Genomic DNA, 19,276 nt, shown 5'->3' with positions numbered 1-19,276 from the left:
ACCAACGCGCGCAGAAATGGACGATTAGACAAGTTAATTGTATATTTTTCCCTAAGCCTAACTTTTAATCCGCTTCTTGACCCCAAACTACCAGGTAAATTTCCCAGATGTTATATTACCCTAATTAATCATAAAACATCGCCAGCGTACTTTGCCTTTTCACGACCTGTTTATTAGTAAAAGGCTCATAGGTGCAAACTATTACCCCTTTTTTCTTTACCAATATTTTAAAAGGTTGCTTCATATTTTGGGTCAAATGGTAAATGGTTAGTATTTCTGCCAGGTCTTCATACCACGATGCCATACTGTATAAAGACACGAACGGAGTTTGATTAAGCGCTTCATAAACTTCTGTAGCAGATGAAATCGCTATAGGATTACCACTTCTAAAACGAGTAGTTTCTAATAGCGCATTGGTAGCTTTTTCTTTTGGTTTGTTGATTTCAATCCAAATATCCGCTGTAAAAGGAGTGTGCGCTACTAACGCGTCAACATCACTAGTGTGCGGCGTTATGTTCAAAACAGCATCTACAACATGGGTAGCTTCATGAAGCATAATATAAACAACAGCATTTAGGTTACCGGCATCAATAATTACCTGGAATTCGTTGCCTTCAGATTCGACATAACAGGTGTTCTCCTTCCACGTTGCCCATTGCGAAATGGTTTCTTTTAATATCTCAGCCCTAAAGGTTATATTAAACATTTTTTTAGGGCCGGAAGTTTCTACCGGCGAAGTAAGTGCCGTATTGGGCATATTATCCATAAAACTAATACTGTGTAAATGTTCTTTTAAAACCTTTTGGTGTAAAGGCGGGAGGATGGAAAATGCCTTGCCTACCTTTTCTTTTTCATTTGCTGTCAGTACGTGGTTAACAGGCTCCATGCCAGCCTCGCGAAATTTTATAAAGACACCTTGCGGGGCAGACTGGATGCGATCAGCTAATGCTTTAATAAGTAAACTATCCACGTGTTGCGCCTTTACGCCTATAGTTGCTAGAAACAGGCAAAGCATTACATACACATAATTATTTTTCATAATTGTTTATATATTACAAATTAAGACACAAACACTTACATTTACTCATCTACTTCTGCATTGTTTTGCGCTTTTACAAATTCCTTTATTACTTGTGGTAAGTCCATCATTTTTTAATTTCAGTTATTATTAATTAACGCTGTTTGCAGTATTTCATACCTCAAGTCCCTATAAACCTTAAAATTTCTGTACCGTCTTTAGTAAATTTGGTCATGATTCAATTTTTAATATCGTGCAATTTAATATGGCAAGATTTCTTAATCTCTTCAGCGTCTTAAGATATTCAATGCTTAGCAACTATCAAGCCTATTAAATAATTACCTATAAATCAATGATTTAATATTTTTCATTTTCGATTTTTGTTATATATCGCTAATAAAACAGCGAAATTGCATAAATGTTGGTAATTACCGTAGCGATAAATGATTGTAACAAAATCCGTAGTAACAAACGATATTGCTTTTATATTTGCGTCAGCACAATTATAACTTCAGGTAACCTGCCCAGTATTGTATTAAAACCGTAAAAGCATTTTAATGGCATTGAAAATTCTAATAGTCGAAGATCAGTTTATAGAGGCCAATAATCTAGAGATTATGCTTGAAGAGGCAGGCTATATAGTGTGCGGCACTGCAAAATCTGTTCAGGAAGCGATGAATATGATTGACCGAAAAATTCCTGACCTCGCACTCGTAGATATTCAGCTTAAAGGAGAATTGTCGGGTATAGATTTGGCAGTGACATTAAAGGAGAGGAATATACCCTTTATTTATGTTTCAGCCAATTCTGATCACGATACCCTTATGCAGGCAAAAGCTACACAGCCTTACGGATTTATAGTAAAGCCGTTTAGAGAAAGGGATTTGATGGTAACGCTTGAAATAGCGCAATACAGGTATGAGAATAGCCTTGAAACTGCTCTAAGAAAAGAAGAGAAATTTAGGATGTTACTACAGGATATTGTTAAGATGGAAGCAACTGATACAGATAAGATGTATCAAATTTCTAAAACCATGCAGGCAATTCTTCCCTTCGACTATTTTGCTATTTGCCTGAGTAGTAATATTGGAACGAGCAACCTGATGAGTTATTTGCGTACCGGCTTTGAAGAATATCAATTTATTGGAGCAGAGGAATTTAAAATTATTACGAAGAGTAATTTTAATGAGTTACATAAACTACAATATGACGAATCAGGCAAAGAGCGATCTATTTTTATTCGCAATGATTTTAAAAAGATGCTGAGCAAATTTGAGTTAAGTAAGCAGGTTGCCAATACATTTGCGGTCAATTCACTTTTAACATATCCTTTGAGCTGTAGTGGATACAAAAATATCCAGTTGCATTTCTATAGCCGTCGTGCAGATACCTATAACTCCGGGCATATTGCGTTACTGGAAAGATTAGATTCAAGTATTTCTTTCGCTATTTGCCAAATACTGGGATTTGACACACAGCGCACACCGGACGCTGTTGCAAGTAACAGAAAGCTTATCGGCAAGAACAAGAATTTGGCAATGGTTTTTAAAGGTATAGTTGGCAAAAGTCATTTACTGCTAAATGTATTTGACAATATTATGCAGGTAGCTCCCGCAAATACATCCGTACTTATATTAGGTGAAAGTGGTACCGGAAAGGAAAGTATAGCTCACAGCATACACGAGATTTCCGAACGTAAGGAAGGACCCTTTGTTAAAATTAACTGTGCTGCCCTCCCGGCAAGTCTTATAGAGTCAGAACTTTTCGGACACGAAAAAGGGGCTTTTACAGGAGCTATAAACAAACATATCGGAAAATTTGAGCGTGCCCATAAGGGAACTATCTTTCTTGATGAAATTGGTGATATGTCTTATGATCTGCAGGCCAAACTACTAAGGGTTTTACAGGAAAAAGAAATTGAACGATTAGCAGGTAACGCCCCGGTTAAGATTGATGTTAGGGTAATTGTCGCAACTAACCGCAATCTAGAGAAAGAGGTTGCAGCTGGTCGCTTTAGGCTTGATTTATATTATAGGCTAAACGTTTTTCCTATTACACTCCCTCCCCTAAGAGAAAGAAAAGACGATATTCCGCTATTGATAAATCATTTTATATCTTATTTTAATGTCAGTTTAGGAAAGAATATTATTGGTATTTCTTCTCGTGGGATACAGGATGCAATGGAGTATGACTGGCCTGGAAATATAAGGGAACTTGAGAACCTGGTTGAAAGAGCTGTACTTGTTTCGCAGGGAAATAATATAAAAAGACTTGACATTCTTGCGTCAGGCAGCACTGAAACAGTTACGGTTGACTCAAGTTCTGACGGCTTCAAGTCTATCGAACAAAATGAGCGCGATCATATTTTAATCGCGCTCAAAAAATGCAAGGGAAAGGTATGGGGAGCGGGAGGTGCAGCCGAACTTTTAAATCTTCCGCCGTCCACGCTAAATTCAAAAATTAAAAAGCTTGGCATCAAGCGTGATTTTAAATAGCATCTGTCTCGCACAGAGCGATAGATATCTTAAAAAGTAGAAAAAACACCTACTAGAATAGTAGAGTAACATTCCCGCATTTAGTTAACCAGCATCTAGTAAGATCAAAGCAAGTTGCAGGTTTATTTATTTTACACAAATGTTCCTGTATTTTTTCAGCACAAGTAATGGCTGAACATATAAGGTAATATGTATATTACGCATCGCCTGCAAGTCGCCTTTCGCGGATTAAAGCAAATTGAGTCTCTCTGCCAAGATAAAACTTTCTTCGTGAAACAGAACGTTTCAACCGAAATCTCCGCGATTGCGGCTACAGGCTGTTAGCAACTAGCAATTAATGACCAACTTTTGCCATAAATATTCTAATTTTTTCTATTATTTCTTCTCCATCTTCTTCTAATGCAAAATGCCCAGTATCATAAATATTATAGTCGATCTCCTTAACATCTTTTTTGAAAGCAACTGCTCCGCTTTCAGGGAAAAACTCATCATTTTTTCCCCAAACTATTAATAAAGGTGGCTGATTATCTCTTAAATATTTTTGCCATTTTGGATATAGTTTTAAATTGTTTTGATAATCGTAAAATAAATCCATATTTACTTTATGTGCATTTGGTCTTGAAAGTCTTAAATAATCTAAATGCCAAGTGTCAGGATTTATTGTTTCAAGATTTCTTGTTCCATGTGTATATTGCCATTTCAAACCATCTAGCGAAAAGGCTGGCAGTATTGCTTTTTCAGTTTCAGGGTTTCGGTCTTTCCAAAGTGCTTTAATTCCAGTCCAAGCATCGCCCAACCCTTCTAAATATGCATTCCCGTTTTGATTTATTATCGCCGTAACCTTCTCTGGGTGAGCTGTAGCTATTCTAAAACCAATAGGTGCTCCATAATCCTGTATCATTAATGCATAAGAGTCAATTTTTTTCTTTTCTAAAAAGGCGTCTATTGTTTTTGCAATATTATCAAAAGTGTATTCATATTCACTTGCCAATGGAAAATCGCTATTTCCAAACGAGGGGTAATCTGGTGCAATTAAATGAAAGTCATCAGATAACTGTGATAAAACTTTTCGATATTGATGTGAAGATGAAGGAAAGCCATGTAATAGCACTATTGTAGGATTTTTGGGGTTTCCTGCTTCTCTGTAAGCAATTTTAATTCCATTAATTTCGATGGTTTTAAATAATGTGGGGTGTTTGTGCGTCATACTTTTCGATTTATTGCTAGTTTTACTACATGTTTCGCTTTTACATCCAAATATTGCGCATAGGATGATTAGTTGTAATACGATTATTTTTTTCATATTCTATTTGTTTATAACCTTCTTTCTGTTTCTTTAATTTTTAAATCATTTATGCTTGCGAACCTTTTTTTCATTAATCCATTTTCATCAAATTCCCAATTCTCGTTTCCGTAAGCTCTAAACCATTGACCATTTTTATCTCGATATTCGTACTCAAATCTCACAGCAATACGATTGTCGTTAAATGTCCAAAGCTGTTTTTTAAGTTTATAATCCAATTCATTTTTCCATTTGTCAGCAAGAAAATCCTGCACTTCTTTTCTTCCGTTAATGAATTGATCTCTATTACGCCATTCTGTATCAATTGTATATGCTTTTGAAATCTGAACAGGGTCTTTGCTGTTCCAAGCATCTTCTGCCTTTTGAATTTTTTGTATCGCTGTTTCTTCGTTAAAAGGTGGTAGTGGATGTAATTGTGTCATAATTTACCGAACGTTTGTTAATTTACTAATTCAAATTTTTTTACTCAATTGAGTATCGCTTTTCGATATTTTTTAAGGTATTTTTAAAAATACTTGTATCAGCTAATCCTTTTGATACAATTAGACTGCCTTGCAATTCTATTAGGGTTTGAATAGCGTTTTGTTGAGATTGCGAGGAAGATAATTTTAAGGCAATACCCAATGTATTAAAAGCGGTAATCCATTTATCCATACCAGATTTTACCTGTTGCTCAAACAACGATAATCCGCTATGCATAGAAAAGGCTCTCAAAACACACGTTTCTTTTCCGCTATCATAAAGAATTTCAATATTTTTTAAAGCATCTTTTAATCTCAATTTTGTAGATTTATTTTCGTCCAATAACGGAAAGAAAATATTATCATCAACCCACTGATCTATATCGCTTAATACAGATTCTGCCATCTCTTGCTTTCCATTTGGAAATCGATGATATAGACTTGCTTTTTTTAATCCAGTTACTTCTGCTAAATCATTTAAACTCGTTCCTTCGTAGCCCTTATCTCTAAAAACTTTAGTAAGTCCCGCTATCATATCTGCATCTAAAATTTTCTGTGGTCTCATGATGCAAATGTAAATAAAAATTATTAATTACCTAACGTTTGGTAAAATACTTTATTTTAATTAGACAGTTGACTACTGGTAGAATCAATAACAAAATTATATAAGACGGTAACTTTATAAAACTAACGTTGGGCATGTTATTAATAGATCTCCTATATTTATTTTTAAATTTATCCAAATTTAAAAACACCATACAATACACCGTTTCTGTGCATTGAATGGTGTTTTATAGTTAATTAGGCAATACTTTCTGTGCTTTCGTTGCAAGCTTTTAAAAGTATGTTTTCCATTTCCTTTAATATACCCGGTATCGGGTTGTCACTCGTATTGGTAAGGCAAAGCTGTCCATTGCTGCTTATTGCACCTATTGTTTGCTCTTTACCTTTGCCTGAACGCACCATCGGGCCATAAACCGATTTTAGCTTCAGTTTTCCAAAATCCGTAGGGTATTTTACACTTACCAGATTAGTAACCATAATATCATGGTTAAAAGCTTGTTTTAATACGTCAATCATCTGTTGTATATCAACACTGTTAAAGGTTAGTCCCCTGAAAAAGTTGATATAATTTTGTACATGCGCTACGGTATCAGTTCCCGCGAGGCCTGATTTTGCCAGCCTGGCGACATCCCAAAAATAAGGGCTAAGTTCAGGCTCAAAGTAAACCGGATGCGTTGTTATGTTTAACCCGAAGTTATCATCTAATTCAAGTGCCCTCCTGGTACAGATAGGAGAAATCAGCTCAAGTTTTTTGTTCGCCCACTCACTGCGCAGCTTTCTACTCGCAATTACTGCAGCCGCACAAATTGCACCGTGCACGGTTGTTTGTTCTAATCTGGATTTTTTCAGTATTCGTAAAGTGCTATCGCCAGAAAATCGTATACTTTCTACCTTCGGATAAACTGAGTCAATCTTTTTAAACACATAACTTTCACTTTTGGTTTCGGTAATGGCTACATCATCAGGCAAACCTAAAGTTTCATCGTTAGATTTTTGCGGAGCCAGTATTTCCAGTTTTTGGCCCGTTACTGCATTTAAAATGTCTCTGAAAAGGTAATTGAGCGACGAACCATCTGCCAATGTATGGTTTGCTACCAGTAGCACTACCGTATCCTGAGGTTTTTGAAGTATAACTACTCTTAACAACGGACCATTACTGGTGTCAAATCGTATTGATAGTTCTTTTTCAGCCTCTTCTTCCCATTTAAATTCGCTGTCTACATCCAGTACTCTCAGCGGAATTTCTAATGAGTCGACGTGCTGTATAACAGGCCGTTTAAACTCGTCCATAACAATCCTTACCGCGAGGTTAGGATGCCTTTGCTGCACCTGCCTAATGGCTGATTGCCATGCAGCAACAGGTTCTTTACCCTCTACCTCTGCAGCGAGGGCAAAGTCTTTAGAATCGATTTGATCCAGTAACCAAAACGTTTTTTCAAATGCACCCAGGGTGCGGTTTTGTTTCTTTGTCATTTTTAATGATTTTTAATTTGTACTAAGCTTAGGCGAAATCCGGTACCGCTGTTGAAATGTTCAACACATTACAGAACTTCATCTCACGATGCAAAGTTCAGAAAACATCAAACCCTTAAAAATGGATATAAGGCGGTTACTGTAGCACATTTTTCCTTTAAGATTTACTTTTACAGCAACTTGCAAATGCGGGCATCTGAAAATAATTATATTCATGGCTATCAAGAAGAGGGGGGACAATTAATTATTGAAAATTAAACATCAGCGAAAAGCTATAAAAAAAAATAGCACTTCCATTAAAATGAAGTGCTGCTTTTGATGTTGTATCTAAATCTTAAAGCCGATAGGAGTACCTCCAGTACATCCGATTAGATGCTGGCGATGCCAATTTTAATTAATATTGACCCAATGATAGCAAGACTAAAGTGCAGGCATATTCTGTTGTTATGCCGTGAGCTTTTGCCAACTTTTTAAGTTCTTCATTTTCTGTACCTGGATTAAAAATGATACGTTGAGGATTTGTTTTAATAATATAATCGTATAACGGTTGCTGTTTTGACGGGCCAATATACACAGTGATCGTGTCAATATCTGTATATATTTCTCCTGGTATTTCAATGTCAACACCGGCAACATTTCCTGTCTTTAAACCTACGTTTATAATAGTATGCCCGGAATTGGATAGACGCACAGCAGCTAAATATGAATAACGGGTGGAATCTGTTGTGGCACCCAGTATTAATGTTTTTCTTTTAATCATAGTTAAATATTTTGAATTTTATTTACTTTATCAGCCTCAAGTAGTAGCGTACAAAGTTGATTAAAAACCAGTGTATAGAAATGTACAAAGGGATATATCTATTGTGCATATTTCCTCGAATTTGTTTGTAATGAAAGTTGCTATTATTATTACTGCAGGCTTTTTGCAATATAGCCTTATGCTGATTGTAAGATGTTTTTTTTATACCTTAATAACGTTTTAATTGAACATACAATGTCTTAGACTGTGATACCTGACACTTCGCAAAATAAAAACAAAGCCACTGAGTCCAATGGCCTTATCATTTAAATAACTTATAGTAAACAATTACACTCTTTTAAATTTTAATCTGTTACTTTTAAATGCTGAATCTGACCATCAATAATATCAAAGTTAAATTTTAGTGTGATAGGGCTTCCCGGAAATGTTCCTGAACATTCTGCGGTTAAGATGCTTGTTGTACCGTCTTCGGTATATTCCAATGGTTTCATTACTGCGTGGTAGTGCTCGTTTGAGTGATCAATCCAACGCTCTATTTCAAGTCTTCCTCTATGCATTTTTCCTTCGTCAAAAACTACTGCAGTTTCTGAAAACAAATTGGCGTAAGTCACGGCCTCAAATTCGTTCTGTGCTTTAATCAAGTCTGTCAATACTTTTGGTAAGTTCATTATAATTGTTTTTAAGGATTATTAAATTGTTGGTACTGTACCGCCGTCGATAACATATTCAGTTCCTGATAAATAATTGGCTCTCGGAGAAACAAGAAAACCAACCAATTCAGCAACTTCTTCCGGCTCAGCAGGTCTGCCATATGGTATTCCACCCAATGCTTCCATTACTCCTTGCTGCGCTTTCTCTACAGTGCTATTGGCGTTTCTTGCAATCTCAGCCAACCAAGCTTTCGATGCTCCTGTATTGATCCATCCGGGAGAAACAGTCAGCACCCGAACGCCTTTAGGCGAAACTTCATTCGATAAACTTTTACTATAGTTTCTTAATCCTGCTTTTGCAGCCGCATAAGGCAAAGTAGAGTCATACAGTGGCAGTATTCCCTGGATAGAAGCTATATGAATAATAACTCCGTTTTTTCGATCTATCATTTGAGGTAAAAATCCTCTGTCCAGTCGAACCGGAGCAAGCAAATTAGCCTGTAAGGTTGATTCCCAATCTTCGTCAGATAATGCACTAAAGCCACCCGCCGGTGTTGTTGAAGAACCAAGATTGTTCACCAAAATGTCAAGCTTTCCGTAAGCAGACAGCACATCGCTGACAACTTTTTGTGTTCCTTCTGCTTTACTTAAGTCTGATGGAATGAAATGCAGCTTGCTGTTTTCTTTTTCCGGAGCGTTTCTTGCAGTGATAATAACAGTTGCTCCAGCTTGTAGCAGCCTTTCTGCAATTGCTCTTCCAGCTCCTTTCGTGCCTCCTGTTACTAAGGCAATCTTCCCTGATAATTCGTTTTGATAATCCATATCGCGTTGTATTTTAAATTTCTATTGTACAAATCTCGCAAGTATGTTACTTACTCACAAGTAAGGAGTTACGATTCATATAGGGATAAATTATTCCCCTATTGTACATATAAGAACATAGGATTACTTTTGTAATATGTATGAAAGAAAAACAATACCTAACTTAAACTGCGGGCTTGACCTAATTGGTGAAGTACTGTACGGTAAATGGAAGATACGTTTGCTTTGGTTTATTAATGAGGGCCATAAAAGGCCAAGTGAATTGCAGCGTAAAATACCTGATGCTTCGCGCCGGGTTTTAAATATTCAGCTGAAGGAGTTAGAGGAACATGAACTTGTTTCAAAAATTATTTACCCTGTTTTGCCTCCTAAAGTCGAATATAGCCTGACAGATTTTGGAAAAACATTGATTCCTGTAATTTCAACTATCGGGAATTGGGGAGATGAGCATGAAGAACGTTTACGTGCGGTCATTTTAAAACGTTTAAATTAACTTAAGATGTAGAAAATTGATACTCTTTTTGATTTAACATCAGTTAACTTTTTCGATCTGTACAGAATTACAACTATTTACTTCAACAATCTTTGAAGGTTTAAATTTGCCGAAAAATCTTAACCTGCTAATAACTTTAAGCCTCTAAAAATATCAAAATTACTATTAAGTGTTCCATTACATTACCTGACGACCTATAATTAAAGATTATTGATCTGTCAATAGCCTTTTTCGTAAAAACGATTATTATTAATAAAGTAATTAGCAAGGGTTCTGTTTCATTTGCTCTTTAAAATCTAAGAGCGTTTAGCAAACTCTATGAAGACAATTTATAGAATGATTTTGGCAAATTTATTACAGGATTAGTAGTCTGATTTTCCTCAACATATGTGTAACTTCAATTCCACTCAATGTTCGCATAGCGAATTCAAAACTCCTGAAGGCTCAAACTTTTTAGTAATTTGATATCGAACTCATTAATATACTCCACGGAAATATAGCTCCTGTAACAAAGATTTCATCTTCCAAACTAAAGAATTGCGATATACGAAACTCATGTAAGGATCTCCCAATAAAAAATATTATAAAATTGAGGCTTCAGATCATGGTATCGGCTTTGACAAGTAGCATGCGGAGCAAATATTTAATATTTTTCAACTTTACTTTTTCTTGATCTTTGAATTTTTACACGACAACAAAAACATTGACAATCAAAAACTTAAACACACTACAACGTTATAGTTATCTTGATTTTTTGTACATCTTTTTTATTTTTTTCTTTGATGGAATAGCTTAGTCAAAAATTAAAATTACAAACCAACTAAAAACCAAGATTATGATCAACCAACTACACGATGTTAATTTTAAAAGATTAAAATATTGCTTTGCAATATTTGTCTTACTGTTTTTACTTACCTCTAATTTATATGCGCAGCGTGGCTATTACAATGCTCCATATAAACGATATGAAGCAAACTCAGGCCAACTGTCTAATGGTGCTACAGTTACTTCAAAATCATATTCGCAAGCTGATATACAGTCTGAAGCATCAAACCAGCAATGCGTAAACATGTCAGCTGCAAACGCTACAGTACAGTGGACATTAACAGAAGCTGCCGATGGACTTGTGATTCGTTACAGCATTCATGATGGACAAACAGCCACACTAGGACTTTATAATGGTAACACGAAGATTACAACCCTGACACTCACCTCAAACTGGTCATGGGAATATTTATGGAACAACGGGAATCCAAATAATAATGGAATTACAAATCAAAATCCACGTATGCGCTTTGACGAAGTACGATACAAACTTCCGGCTAAAATCGCTGTATCCGGAACATTAAAACTGATAAGGGAAACAGGTAATATCCATTTGGATTATGCTGAGATGGAACCGGTTCCTGCCAGTATTACTGCCCCAGCCGGTTCGGTAACTTACACCGGAAATGGAAATGACCTTCAAACTTTTATTGATCAAAACGGTGGCAAAAAAATATTTATTCCCAGCGGTGTTTTCAATGTTAACCGCGAATTGTATTTTGGTGCTTCCAATACATCGTTACTAGGCGCGGGAATGTGGTATACTCAAATTAATTTTACGAACGCCAGTACCGGTAACGGTGGATTAAGAGCAAATGCAACTAACATCTCATTTGGTGACCTTTATCTAACCACAAATTCAACTTCCAGAAGTAATTCTTATAAGGCGATAAATGGCGTTTTTACAACTGCCTCTACAATAAAGAATATTTGGGCAGAACACTTTGAATGCGGTGCATGGATTGCGCAATACAATGTTGGCGGCCCGGCAATCGCCGATGGATTTACATTGTCTCATTGTCGCTTTAGAAATAATTATGCCGATGGGATTAATCTTTGCAAAGGAACCTCAAATGCTATTGTGGAATATTGTAATTTTAGAAATAATGGGGATGATGATCAGGCAATATGGTCTGCAAATGGGCAGGAATGTATTAACAATACTTTTAGATACAATACTTCAGAAAACTGTTGGCGTGCTTCCGGTTTAGCGATTTATGGAGGAAAAGATAATAAAGCCTATAACTTAATTATAAAAGACAACCTGGAGGCCGGTGTACGAATAAGTAATAATTTTGACGGAGCTCCATTTAATAATAATGGCAGCCATGAAATACATGACATCACGATAACCACCTGCGGAACATTTAATGATACGTACAACAATCCTGTAGCGGCAGTGGATATTTTTAGTGCCAGTAACGCCGGAACTCAGGTTAAGAATGTTCAGCTTTATAATATTGATATTGTAGATTCCAGAAACGATGCTATTTCTATAAATAAAAGATCCGGTGACGGTATCTACAATCTTACCTTTAATAATATTTCAGTTAATGGAACGGGTAAAGAATTTCCAAACAATAATGCACTAAACAGGGATTGGGGAAGAGGTTATTTTGTACTTATAGCAGGTTCACCAAATGGTAATGCAACGTATTGCAACATGAATTACGCCAACAGGGGTGGTAATGCAACTACCAATGAGAACACCAGCGGGATGGGGGCGTTTTCATGGATGCCAAATGCTAACTGTTCAGGCTCAGCTGTTGCTGTTACTGCGGTAACGCTATCGCCTTCAACAGCTACGCTGAACATCGGCGCTACTTTACAATTAACACCAACGGTACTACCTTCTAATGCAACGAATAAATCTGTTACTTATGCTTCAAGTAATACCGGTGTTGCAACAGTCAATTCTTCAGGTTTGGTTACTGCAATTTCAAGCGGAACGGCGACAATAACCGTAACGACTGTAAATGGCAACAAAACAAATACCTGCACCGTTACCGTTAACAACAGTAGCACCACAGGCGACTATATTACCATTAAAAACAGGTGGACCAATAATTACTTATATGATGCCGGTGCCAACGCAGGGTATGGCGCAACGGTAGCGAACAATAATTACAAATGGCAAAAAGTAGCCGTGGATGCCACGTATTTTGTATTAAAAAATGTCGGCACAGGAGATATACTGCATATTGAAAACTTAACGGGATCAGTACAATGTACGGCCGGATTATCTACATGGTGGAGCGCACAATGGTCCAACGAAAATGTTGATGGTACCTGGGTAAGAATCAGGAACAGATGGCAAACGGGTAATATGATCCATATTGAAAATCTTAACGGTACTGCTCAATACTCCGGAGCTCAAAATAGTTGGGAAAGTGCGCAATGGTTATTTCAGACAACTGTCGTGGCAAAAAATAATGTAAACTATGAAGGAGAAGTTAAAGCGGAAGATGATTCACTAACAGTAATTTATCCAAACCCGTCTACAAACAATGAATTTTATATTGTAATGCCTGAATTGCCGGCAGGTGAAATGGCTACAGTGAGAATTAATGATATGAACGGCAGAGAGGTTTTGGTAAGTACACATAAAGGAACAACACCAATAAATCACAATTTAGCTGCGGGGATATATACAGTTACAATAAGTTCCACTTCTCATAATACAGCTAAAAAATTGATTGTTAAATAATTGACTGGAATATCATTTTAAGAAGTCAAATAGAAAAATAAAAAATTAGTCCTATTGAAATTTTCATTGATACAAATTGTGCCGTCGTCGACGGCACAATAATTTTATATAAATATCTCTATATATGATCTTCTTACTAAAATCTAATATTGGGCTTGTTATATTTAATGTGTATCAAATATGTTAATAATTGCAGCTAGTGCCTCCTCTGAATGCATAAGTACGCCGTTATCAAGTGATTCCTGGGCTGCCTGGGCTGCCCTTTTGCGCATGTTCATTTCGTAAGAAGTTATAGCCTGTTCTAGCGAATTTAAATCTTTTGACGTAAGGCATCGGCTTAGCTCAAGGGCATCAAGCATCGCCATGTTTACCCCTTCACCGGCAAATGGCGGCATTACATGCGCGGCATCACCAAGTAGTGTCACATTAGGCAGAGATTGCCAGGATTGATTGATAGGTACACAATAGATGGGGCGCGGAATATAGGGCTGTGATGCGTTGACAAATAGTTCTTCCCAAATGCTGTTCCATCCGGTGTAGGTTTCTTTAAACCACCTCAATACCTCTGCATTATCTGTAAAGTCTAAACCAATGTTAGTAGTCCAGTCCTCATTTGCTCTAAAACTGGCATAAAAGCCTATCTCGCCATTTCCTTTCTGCCCAATTATCAGGTTTTCCCCATTTCCGAAAGCCATAATTTTTCCACCCTTTAGCAGCGCATCGATATTTGGCAATAATTCCTTGGGAGCAGCTGTAACACCTTCAAGCATTGTTATACCCGAGTAAAAAGGTTTTATGCTGGTTACATAAGGACGGATTTTGGAATTGGCACCGTCTGCAGCAATAACGACATCTGCATAAAGGGGCAGCCTGTTTTTAAAGTGCAACAGCCATCCTTCCCCCTGCTGTTCCATAGAAACAAATTGGCTTGCCCATTCTACCACTCCGGGATCTAGGGAATCTAATAGTATTTTTCGTAGAGTACCACGGTCTATTTCAGGCCTGAAATGCGCATGCTCAAAATTTTCAGGTTCTTTAGTGGCATGATCACTATAAAATACTTCTGCTAGTTCATTTGTTATGATCATTTTATCGGCCCCGGGGAGAAAATTTTCTTTAAAAGCGTCTATAAGTTTCGCTTCGTCTAATGCAGCCAGTCCCGATTCTGCATGCAGATCAAGGGGCGATCCCTGTACACGGGCATTTTCATCTGCATCTCTCTCGTATACTTTAACTTTTGCCCCTTTTAGTTGCAAAAGCCTGGCTAGTGTAAGGCCTCCAGGCCCCCCGCCTATAATAGCCACCGATTTATCCTGTAATATCATCTTTTGAATAATTAATTTACAGGCAAAACTATTGCTGTTTCAACACGGATAATAGTACAAATCGGTCGTTTTTATTTTTAAATAATTCTTTGGGTACTACTCCTGAAAATTTTTTTATTTCTTTTATAAAATGGTTTTGATCGGTAAAGTTGAGCTTGGGAGAAATTTCACCTTGCGCTATATGTTCTAAGGATACCCTAAAGCGTAATATATTGCAATATGCTTTTAACGGCATCCCAAAGCGGCTATTAAAATAACGGTTCATTTGCCTACCGCTCCAGTTCAATTTAATTGAGAGTTCCTTTATACTCATCTCCCCGTTTGAAGCGTAAATCAACTCAAAAAGCCTTCGTTTACGTTCATCAATTTCAATAGGCAGGAGCTCTTTGATTTTTTGTGTTGCTTTTTTATGGAATGCATTAAAATCTTTTAAAGTAGCAGCGTCGAAATTCCAAAAATCATCCGGAAGGTATTTTGCGCTGTTTACTATATTGGCAATTGGGGTACGCAAAATATATTCTACACCCAGCGGTTTAAAATTAATATCAAAAAAAAGTGTCCCGGGCGCTATGCTCCTTTGCTTGGGCAGGGTTTCTAATCCTGTAAGCACTACATTAAAAGCTCCTTGTCCCGATTGTGTAAAGAACAAATCTATTTTCCCATCAGGTATTATAATCACTTCTTTAGGCTGCCCAAGCCCCATGTAAAATACTCCAAAGCTTTCCACAAAGTCTGCAAGCTCCTTATCCGGCTTAATGAATGTATACTGTAAGTCGTCCATGAGAATATAGCTTGTTAAATCTTAACCATCTAAATATATGGAAAATCCAGATTAGCTGAAAGCGGTAAAGACAAGAAGTTCAACTTGTAAAATAATTATTTTTTCAGGCAGAAAATTTATTGTAATTAGGCAGTTCAATGTCACTTTTTCTTTTCTTTTCTTTGTTTACAAGAAATGCCATTATTGAATTAACTATCTTAATTTCAATAATTTACAAAATATTATTTAACAACGTAACATCCAAAACTGAGGTTGGATAAACAATACGCGGTACACCAAGGGGCAGTTTTGGCAAAATGCCACATAGGGGCGCATTTTATTTTCATATTGCTTAAAAGCACGGCTGTGATTATCGTGCTTAGCAAATTCACCTGCTAATATATAAGGATCAGTCATCGCAAAATTTATACCCTTGCCTGATAGTGGGGCCAGCTTGTAAAAGCATGTACTGATCAGCGGGTGTATCAGCTGCGTTTGAAAAATCCGGGAATCTTTTTCCAAAACCTCTCTGAAAGTTGTAGCCAAGGTATCTGCAAAAAATTTGAAATCAGTTGTGGTAAGTTGCAAAAACACTTTTCTCTGGCTTGATTGTTCCATCGCTATACGGGCATTCAACAGGTAGGTTAAAATGGAAGTTAGTGACCATGACCGTTCAATCAATCTTATGGCTCTGAAAAATCAAATAAGATTTTAAGGACATTTAGCTGCTTTATTATTTTGACATAAAATCAAGAAGTACAGTTTTTTTTTATGTTTTATGATTTTTTTAAAGCCTTTAAAGTCACACTTTGATTAAATTGTAATTCTTCAAAATCACTACTATGGCTTTTAAAAAATTACCACTGCTTTTTACCGTACTACTTTTAATTATTTCCTGCGACCATAAAAAGGAAGAAGGGCTTGCCGAACGCGAAAGGGCACTTACAGTTCGTGAGCAGGAATTTGAAACAAAGGAAGCGGACTATAAACAGCTTTTAAAAATGCGGGACAGCGTATTTGCTTTGAAAGATATAGAGGTACAGACCGATACACTTATTGCTAAAACCTGGCCGGACAGCCTTGGTGTACAATGGAGCAGCAAAATGGTTTGCCGGGAATCCAATTGCAGTAATTACGTCATTGGGGACCAGCGTAACGAAGTGTGGCAATTTGCTTCAGATTCACTCGGAGTATTTGCCAATGTACTTAACAACGATAAACTTGTGCGTGTTTACAGGACTAAATTTACTGACAATAAAATAATACTGGATTTTGCTACCGACAGTACAGCAAAAAATAAGGTAAAAATGAATGTTGTGCTTGATGATGTCAGGAAAAAAGTGATCAAGGGCATGCAAACCATTACGGGCAAGGATAACTGCACAGCGAAATTTTCAGTAGAATTGACTCCCTCCCCAAAAAAATAAATTATGTTATTAAGCATACACCATGTAAGCCTCCCGATCGAGGACCCGCTTTTAAAATTTCTTATCGAGCTTATTATTATCCTTTGCATACCATTGCTACTGAACAAAATAAAAGTGCCGCACTTACTGGGCCTAATTATAGCAGGTGCCGTTATAGGCCCTAATGGCTTCAATGTGCTTTCGCGAGATAGCAGCGTTGTTGTGACAGGAACTACCGGTCTATTGTACATTATGTTTCTTGCGGGACTTGAAATTGACATGGGTGATTTTAAAAAGAATAAATGGAAAAGCATCACCTTTTCTATCTACACTTTTATTGTCCCCTTTTTACTGGGTCTTATTGGGGGCTACTTTATCCTGCAATTTTCGCTCCTTACCTCAGTATTGTTCGCCAGCCTTTTTTCGTCCCACACCCTTATCGTGTATCCTATGGTGAGTAAGCTCGGCATAGCCAAAAACCTCTCAGTAAATATAACCGTTGGGGGTACGATGATTACCGATGTACTCTCGCTATTAGTACTAGCTGTAGTTGTTGGTATGTCACAGGGAGAAGTCGGAACTGAGTTCTGGCTTAAGCTCTCGATATCCATGACTGTATTTGCACTAGTTGTCTTGCTACTCTTTCCTATCATTGCCCGATGGTTTTTTAAGACAGTGGAAGACAAAATATCACAATATATTTTTGTTATCGTAATGATATACCTAGCTGCCTTGCTGGCTGAATTGGCAGGCATCGAAGCAATTATTGGAGCATTCTTTGCAGGGTTGGCACTAAATAGGTTGATACCCCATACCTCCTCACTAATGAACCGTGTGGATTTTGTGGGCAACGCCATTTTTATCCCCTTCTTTTTGATAAGTGTAGGGATGCTGATTGATTTCTCTGCCTTTATAAAAAGCTGGGAGACCTTGGGAGTAGCATCAATAATGATTGTTGCCTCTATAGGTGGAAAATATGTTGCTGCACTCTTGACTAAAAAGACCTTCCGTTTAACAAATGATGAGGGGCAGTTGATCTTTGGGCTTAGTGCTGCATCTGCAGCAGCGACACTAGCCTCGGTGATGGTTGGATACAATATCATAATATCTGAAAATGCAGCCGGCGAACCAGTAAGGTTACTAAACGAGCACGTCCTTAACGGCAGCATATTGTTAATACTAATTTCCTGTACAGTTTCGTCTTTCGTCTCTATGGCAAGCGCCCAAAGGATTGCCGATGTAGACAAAGACGAAACAGTATCCGGAAATAGTGAGGAACTGGAAAAAATATTGCTTGCGGTGAACCATGAACAGACTGTAGAAAAGTTAGTTAACCTGGGGCTGCTTGTAAAAACGCATTCCAATAAAGACAGACTGTTCGCGGTGAACGTGATTAATGACGACATGAATGAATCTTCCGCTAAAAATGCACAAAAAATATTGGGTACTGCCGTAAACATGGCAGCAGCAGCAGATGTAAAGTTAAAACCTATTACACGGCATGATAACGATGTAGTTATTGGAATTAACAATGTAATTAAGGAGCAAAATGTCACAGATCTTATCATAGGCCTCGAGGGCGGTAAAGGTTTCTCAACATCATTTGTGTACAACATGCATAATGGCTACTTGCGCAATAAACATATTAACATAATGATCTACCATGCGGTACAGCCAGTGGCAACAGTCAAAAAATATATAGTACTTATCCCCTCAAATGCAGAGCGCGAAGCCGGCTTTTTTCATTCGCTTTTAAGAATATGGAATATTGCACGGAATTCAGGCGCCACAATACAGTTTTACGCTGGCGATGAAACCGTAAAAGTTCTCAAGCGCATTATTGCTAAAGCTAATATTGAGGCTAAATTTAACATAGTAAATTCTTGGAGAGATGCAGAGCTTGCTGCTTTGGAACTTGAAGAAAATCAAGGTTTGATTGTAATGATGGCCGATAGTGGTATGCAATCTTACTTCCCTCGAATGCGCAATGTACCAGAAATTTTAAATGATAAATTAAGAAACAATAATTATATGCTTATTTATCCTTTCTCTAAAACCTATCAGAATGTTGCTGAGAAAAGGGCTGTAAGCAACCATGATGACTTCGCAGAGATTGGCCAGATTATTGGAAAAATTTTTAGATAGAAAATGGTAGTGTTTCATATTCAAGAATCTTTATCATATTATTAATCAGACTATCGTATCGCTGCAATC

At 37.1% G+C, this 19,276-nt stretch carries 16 protein-coding genes; 5 read left to right on the top strand and 11 right to left on the bottom strand.

The annotated features are described in order from the left end of the window. Window positions 1-124 precede the first annotated feature (124 nt). Complete coding sequence (locus ALW18_17135; protein AOE54080.1) at window positions 125-1,039, bottom strand: hypothetical protein; 915 nt, start codon at window positions 1,037-1,039, stop codon at window positions 125-127. A 536-nt stretch (window positions 1,040-1,575) separates the two neighbouring features. Between ALW18_17135 and ALW18_17130 the strand changes: the two genes are divergently transcribed. Then, window positions 1,576-3,513: a Fis family transcriptional regulator gene (locus ALW18_17130; GenBank protein AOE54079.1), complete on the top strand. Its 1,938-nt coding sequence runs from the start codon at window positions 1,576-1,578 to the stop codon at window positions 3,511-3,513. A gap of 334 nt (window positions 3,514-3,847) precedes the next feature. Here ALW18_17130 and ALW18_17125 read toward each other — a convergent pair whose 3' ends face one another. The 7 genes from ALW18_17125 to ALW18_17095 all read right to left on the bottom strand — a co-directional run bounded on the left by ALW18_17125 (window position 3,848) and on the right by ALW18_17095 (window position 9,546). Continuing rightward, entirely contained in the window at window positions 3,848-4,720 is an 873-nt protein-coding gene (locus ALW18_17125) for a hydrolase (protein ID AOE54463.1), read from the bottom strand. A 107-nt stretch (window positions 4,721-4,827) separates the two neighbouring features. Then, complete coding sequence (locus ALW18_17120) at window positions 4,828-5,238, bottom strand: histidine kinase (GenBank protein ID AOE54078.1); 411 nt, start codon at window positions 5,236-5,238, stop codon at window positions 4,828-4,830. Window positions 5,239-5,278: 40 nt separating this feature from the next. Beyond that, the gene (locus tag ALW18_17115) at window positions 5,279-5,842 is read right to left on the bottom strand and encodes a TetR family transcriptional regulator (protein ID AOE54077.1); all 564 of its coding nucleotides are present in this window, start codon (window positions 5,840-5,842) and stop codon (window positions 5,279-5,281) included. Window positions 5,843-6,078: 236 nt separating this feature from the next. Continuing rightward, the gene (locus ALW18_17110; GenBank protein ID AOE54076.1) at window positions 6,079-7,314 is read right to left on the bottom strand and encodes a condensation protein; all 1,236 of its coding nucleotides are present in this window, start codon (window positions 7,312-7,314) and stop codon (window positions 6,079-6,081) included. Between the two features lie 394 nt (window positions 7,315-7,708). Next, window positions 7,709-8,074, bottom strand: a complete 366-nt coding sequence (locus ALW18_17105; protein AOE54075.1) for a CoA-binding protein — start codon at window positions 8,072-8,074, stop codon at window positions 7,709-7,711. Window positions 8,075-8,418: 344 nt separating this feature from the next. Next, window positions 8,419-8,742 (bottom strand): hypothetical protein, encoded by a 324-nt coding sequence (locus ALW18_17100; protein ID AOE54074.1) that lies wholly within the window; start codon window positions 8,740-8,742, stop codon window positions 8,419-8,421. 21 nt (window positions 8,743-8,763) lie between these two features. Further along, window positions 8,764-9,546 carry a short-chain dehydrogenase gene (locus ALW18_17095; protein AOE54073.1) on the bottom strand — a complete coding sequence of 261 codons (783 nt, stop codon included), beginning with the start codon at window positions 9,544-9,546 and terminating at the stop codon, window positions 8,764-8,766. Between the two features lie 136 nt (window positions 9,547-9,682). Between ALW18_17095 and ALW18_17090 the strand changes: the two genes are divergently transcribed. Together ALW18_17090 and ALW18_17085 are read left to right on the top strand one after the other, a co-directional pair. Beyond that, window positions 9,683-10,039, top strand: coding sequence for an HxlR family transcriptional regulator (locus ALW18_17090; protein ID AOE54072.1), 357 nt, complete (start codon window positions 9,683-9,685; stop codon window positions 10,037-10,039). Between the two features lie 835 nt (window positions 10,040-10,874). Continuing rightward, window positions 10,875-13,571 (top strand): hypothetical protein, encoded by a 2,697-nt coding sequence (locus ALW18_17085; protein AOE54071.1) that lies wholly within the window; start codon window positions 10,875-10,877, stop codon window positions 13,569-13,571. Between the two features lie 164 nt (window positions 13,572-13,735). Here ALW18_17085 and ALW18_17080 read toward each other — a convergent pair whose 3' ends face one another. The 3 genes from ALW18_17080 to ALW18_17070 all read right to left on the bottom strand — a co-directional run bounded on the left by ALW18_17080 (window position 13,736) and on the right by ALW18_17070 (window position 16,274). Beyond that, window positions 13,736-14,896: a 2-polyprenyl-6-methoxyphenol hydroxylase gene (locus ALW18_17080; protein AOE54070.1), complete on the bottom strand. Its 1,161-nt coding sequence runs from the start codon at window positions 14,894-14,896 to the stop codon at window positions 13,736-13,738. Between the two features lie 28 nt (window positions 14,897-14,924). Then, window positions 14,925-15,677, bottom strand: coding sequence for a transcriptional regulator (locus tag ALW18_17075; protein ID AOE54069.1), 753 nt, complete (start codon window positions 15,675-15,677; stop codon window positions 14,925-14,927). 225 nt (window positions 15,678-15,902) lie between these two features. Beyond that, a complete protein-coding gene (locus ALW18_17070) occupies window positions 15,903-16,274 on the bottom strand; it encodes a hypothetical protein (protein AOE54068.1) in 372 nt (123 codons plus the stop codon). A gap of 224 nt (window positions 16,275-16,498) precedes the next feature. On the opposite strand from ALW18_17070, the gene ALW18_17065 reads away from it, so the two are divergent. Then, on the top strand, window positions 16,499-17,083 hold the full coding sequence (locus ALW18_17065) for a hypothetical protein (GenBank protein ID AOE54067.1): 585 nt from the start codon (window positions 16,499-16,501) through the stop codon (window positions 17,081-17,083). Beyond that, entirely contained in the window at window positions 17,084-19,207 is a 2,124-nt protein-coding gene (locus ALW18_17060) for a sodium:proton antiporter (protein ID AOE54066.1), read from the top strand. Window positions 19,208-19,276: the final 69 nt, after the last annotated feature.

The sequence above is a fragment of the Flavobacterium psychrophilum genome (assembly GCA_001708385.1).
In the GTDB taxonomy this organism is placed as follows: domain Bacteria; phylum Bacteroidota; class Bacteroidia; order Flavobacteriales; family Flavobacteriaceae; genus Flavobacterium; species Flavobacterium psychrophilum_A.
The sequence above is the reverse complement of the archived record's forward strand: the minus strand, read 5'-3'. Positions and strand labels throughout refer to the sequence as shown.

What these genes read in the sequence shown, in the direction of transcription:
- ALW18_17065 (AOE54067.1), top strand. Translation starts at nt 16,499, where the DNA reads ATGGCTTTTAAAAAATTACCACTGCTTTTTACCGTACTACTTTTAATT.
- ALW18_17080 (AOE54070.1), bottom strand. Translation starts at nt 14,896, where the DNA reads ATGATATTACAGGATAAATCGGTGGCTATTATAGGCGGGGGGCCTGGA.
- ALW18_17070 (AOE54068.1), bottom strand. Translation starts at nt 16,274, where the DNA reads ATGGAACAATCAAGCCAGAGAAAAGTGTTTTTGCAACTTACCACAACT.
- ALW18_17075 (AOE54069.1), bottom strand. Translation starts at nt 15,677, where the DNA reads ATGGACGACTTACAGTATACATTCATTAAGCCGGATAAGGAGCTTGCA.
- ALW18_17110 (AOE54076.1), bottom strand. Translation starts at nt 7,314, where the DNA reads ATGACAAAGAAACAAAACCGCACCCTGGGTGCATTTGAAAAAACGTTT.
- ALW18_17125 (AOE54463.1), bottom strand. Translation starts at nt 4,720, where the DNA reads ATGACGCACAAACACCCCACATTATTTAAAACCATCGAAATTAATGGA.
- ALW18_17135 (AOE54080.1), bottom strand. Translation starts at nt 1,039, where the DNA reads ATGAAAAATAATTATGTGTATGTAATGCTTTGCCTGTTTCTAGCAACT.
- ALW18_17085 (AOE54071.1), top strand. Translation starts at nt 10,875, where the DNA reads ATGATCAACCAACTACACGATGTTAATTTTAAAAGATTAAAATATTGC.
- ALW18_17105 (AOE54075.1), bottom strand. Translation starts at nt 8,074, where the DNA reads ATGATTAAAAGAAAAACATTAATACTGGGTGCCACAACAGATTCCACC.
- ALW18_17095 (AOE54073.1), bottom strand. Translation starts at nt 9,546, where the DNA reads ATGGATTATCAAAACGAATTATCAGGGAAGATTGCCTTAGTAACAGGA.
- ALW18_17120 (AOE54078.1), bottom strand. Translation starts at nt 5,238, where the DNA reads ATGACACAATTACATCCACTACCACCTTTTAACGAAGAAACAGCGATA.
- ALW18_17130 (AOE54079.1), top strand. Translation starts at nt 1,576, where the DNA reads ATGGCATTGAAAATTCTAATAGTCGAAGATCAGTTTATAGAGGCCAAT.
- ALW18_17100 (AOE54074.1), bottom strand. Translation starts at nt 8,742, where the DNA reads ATGAACTTACCAAAAGTATTGACAGACTTGATTAAAGCACAGAACGAA.
- ALW18_17090 (AOE54072.1), top strand. Translation starts at nt 9,683, where the DNA reads ATGTATGAAAGAAAAACAATACCTAACTTAAACTGCGGGCTTGACCTA.
- ALW18_17115 (AOE54077.1), bottom strand. Translation starts at nt 5,842, where the DNA reads ATGAGACCACAGAAAATTTTAGATGCAGATATGATAGCGGGACTTACT.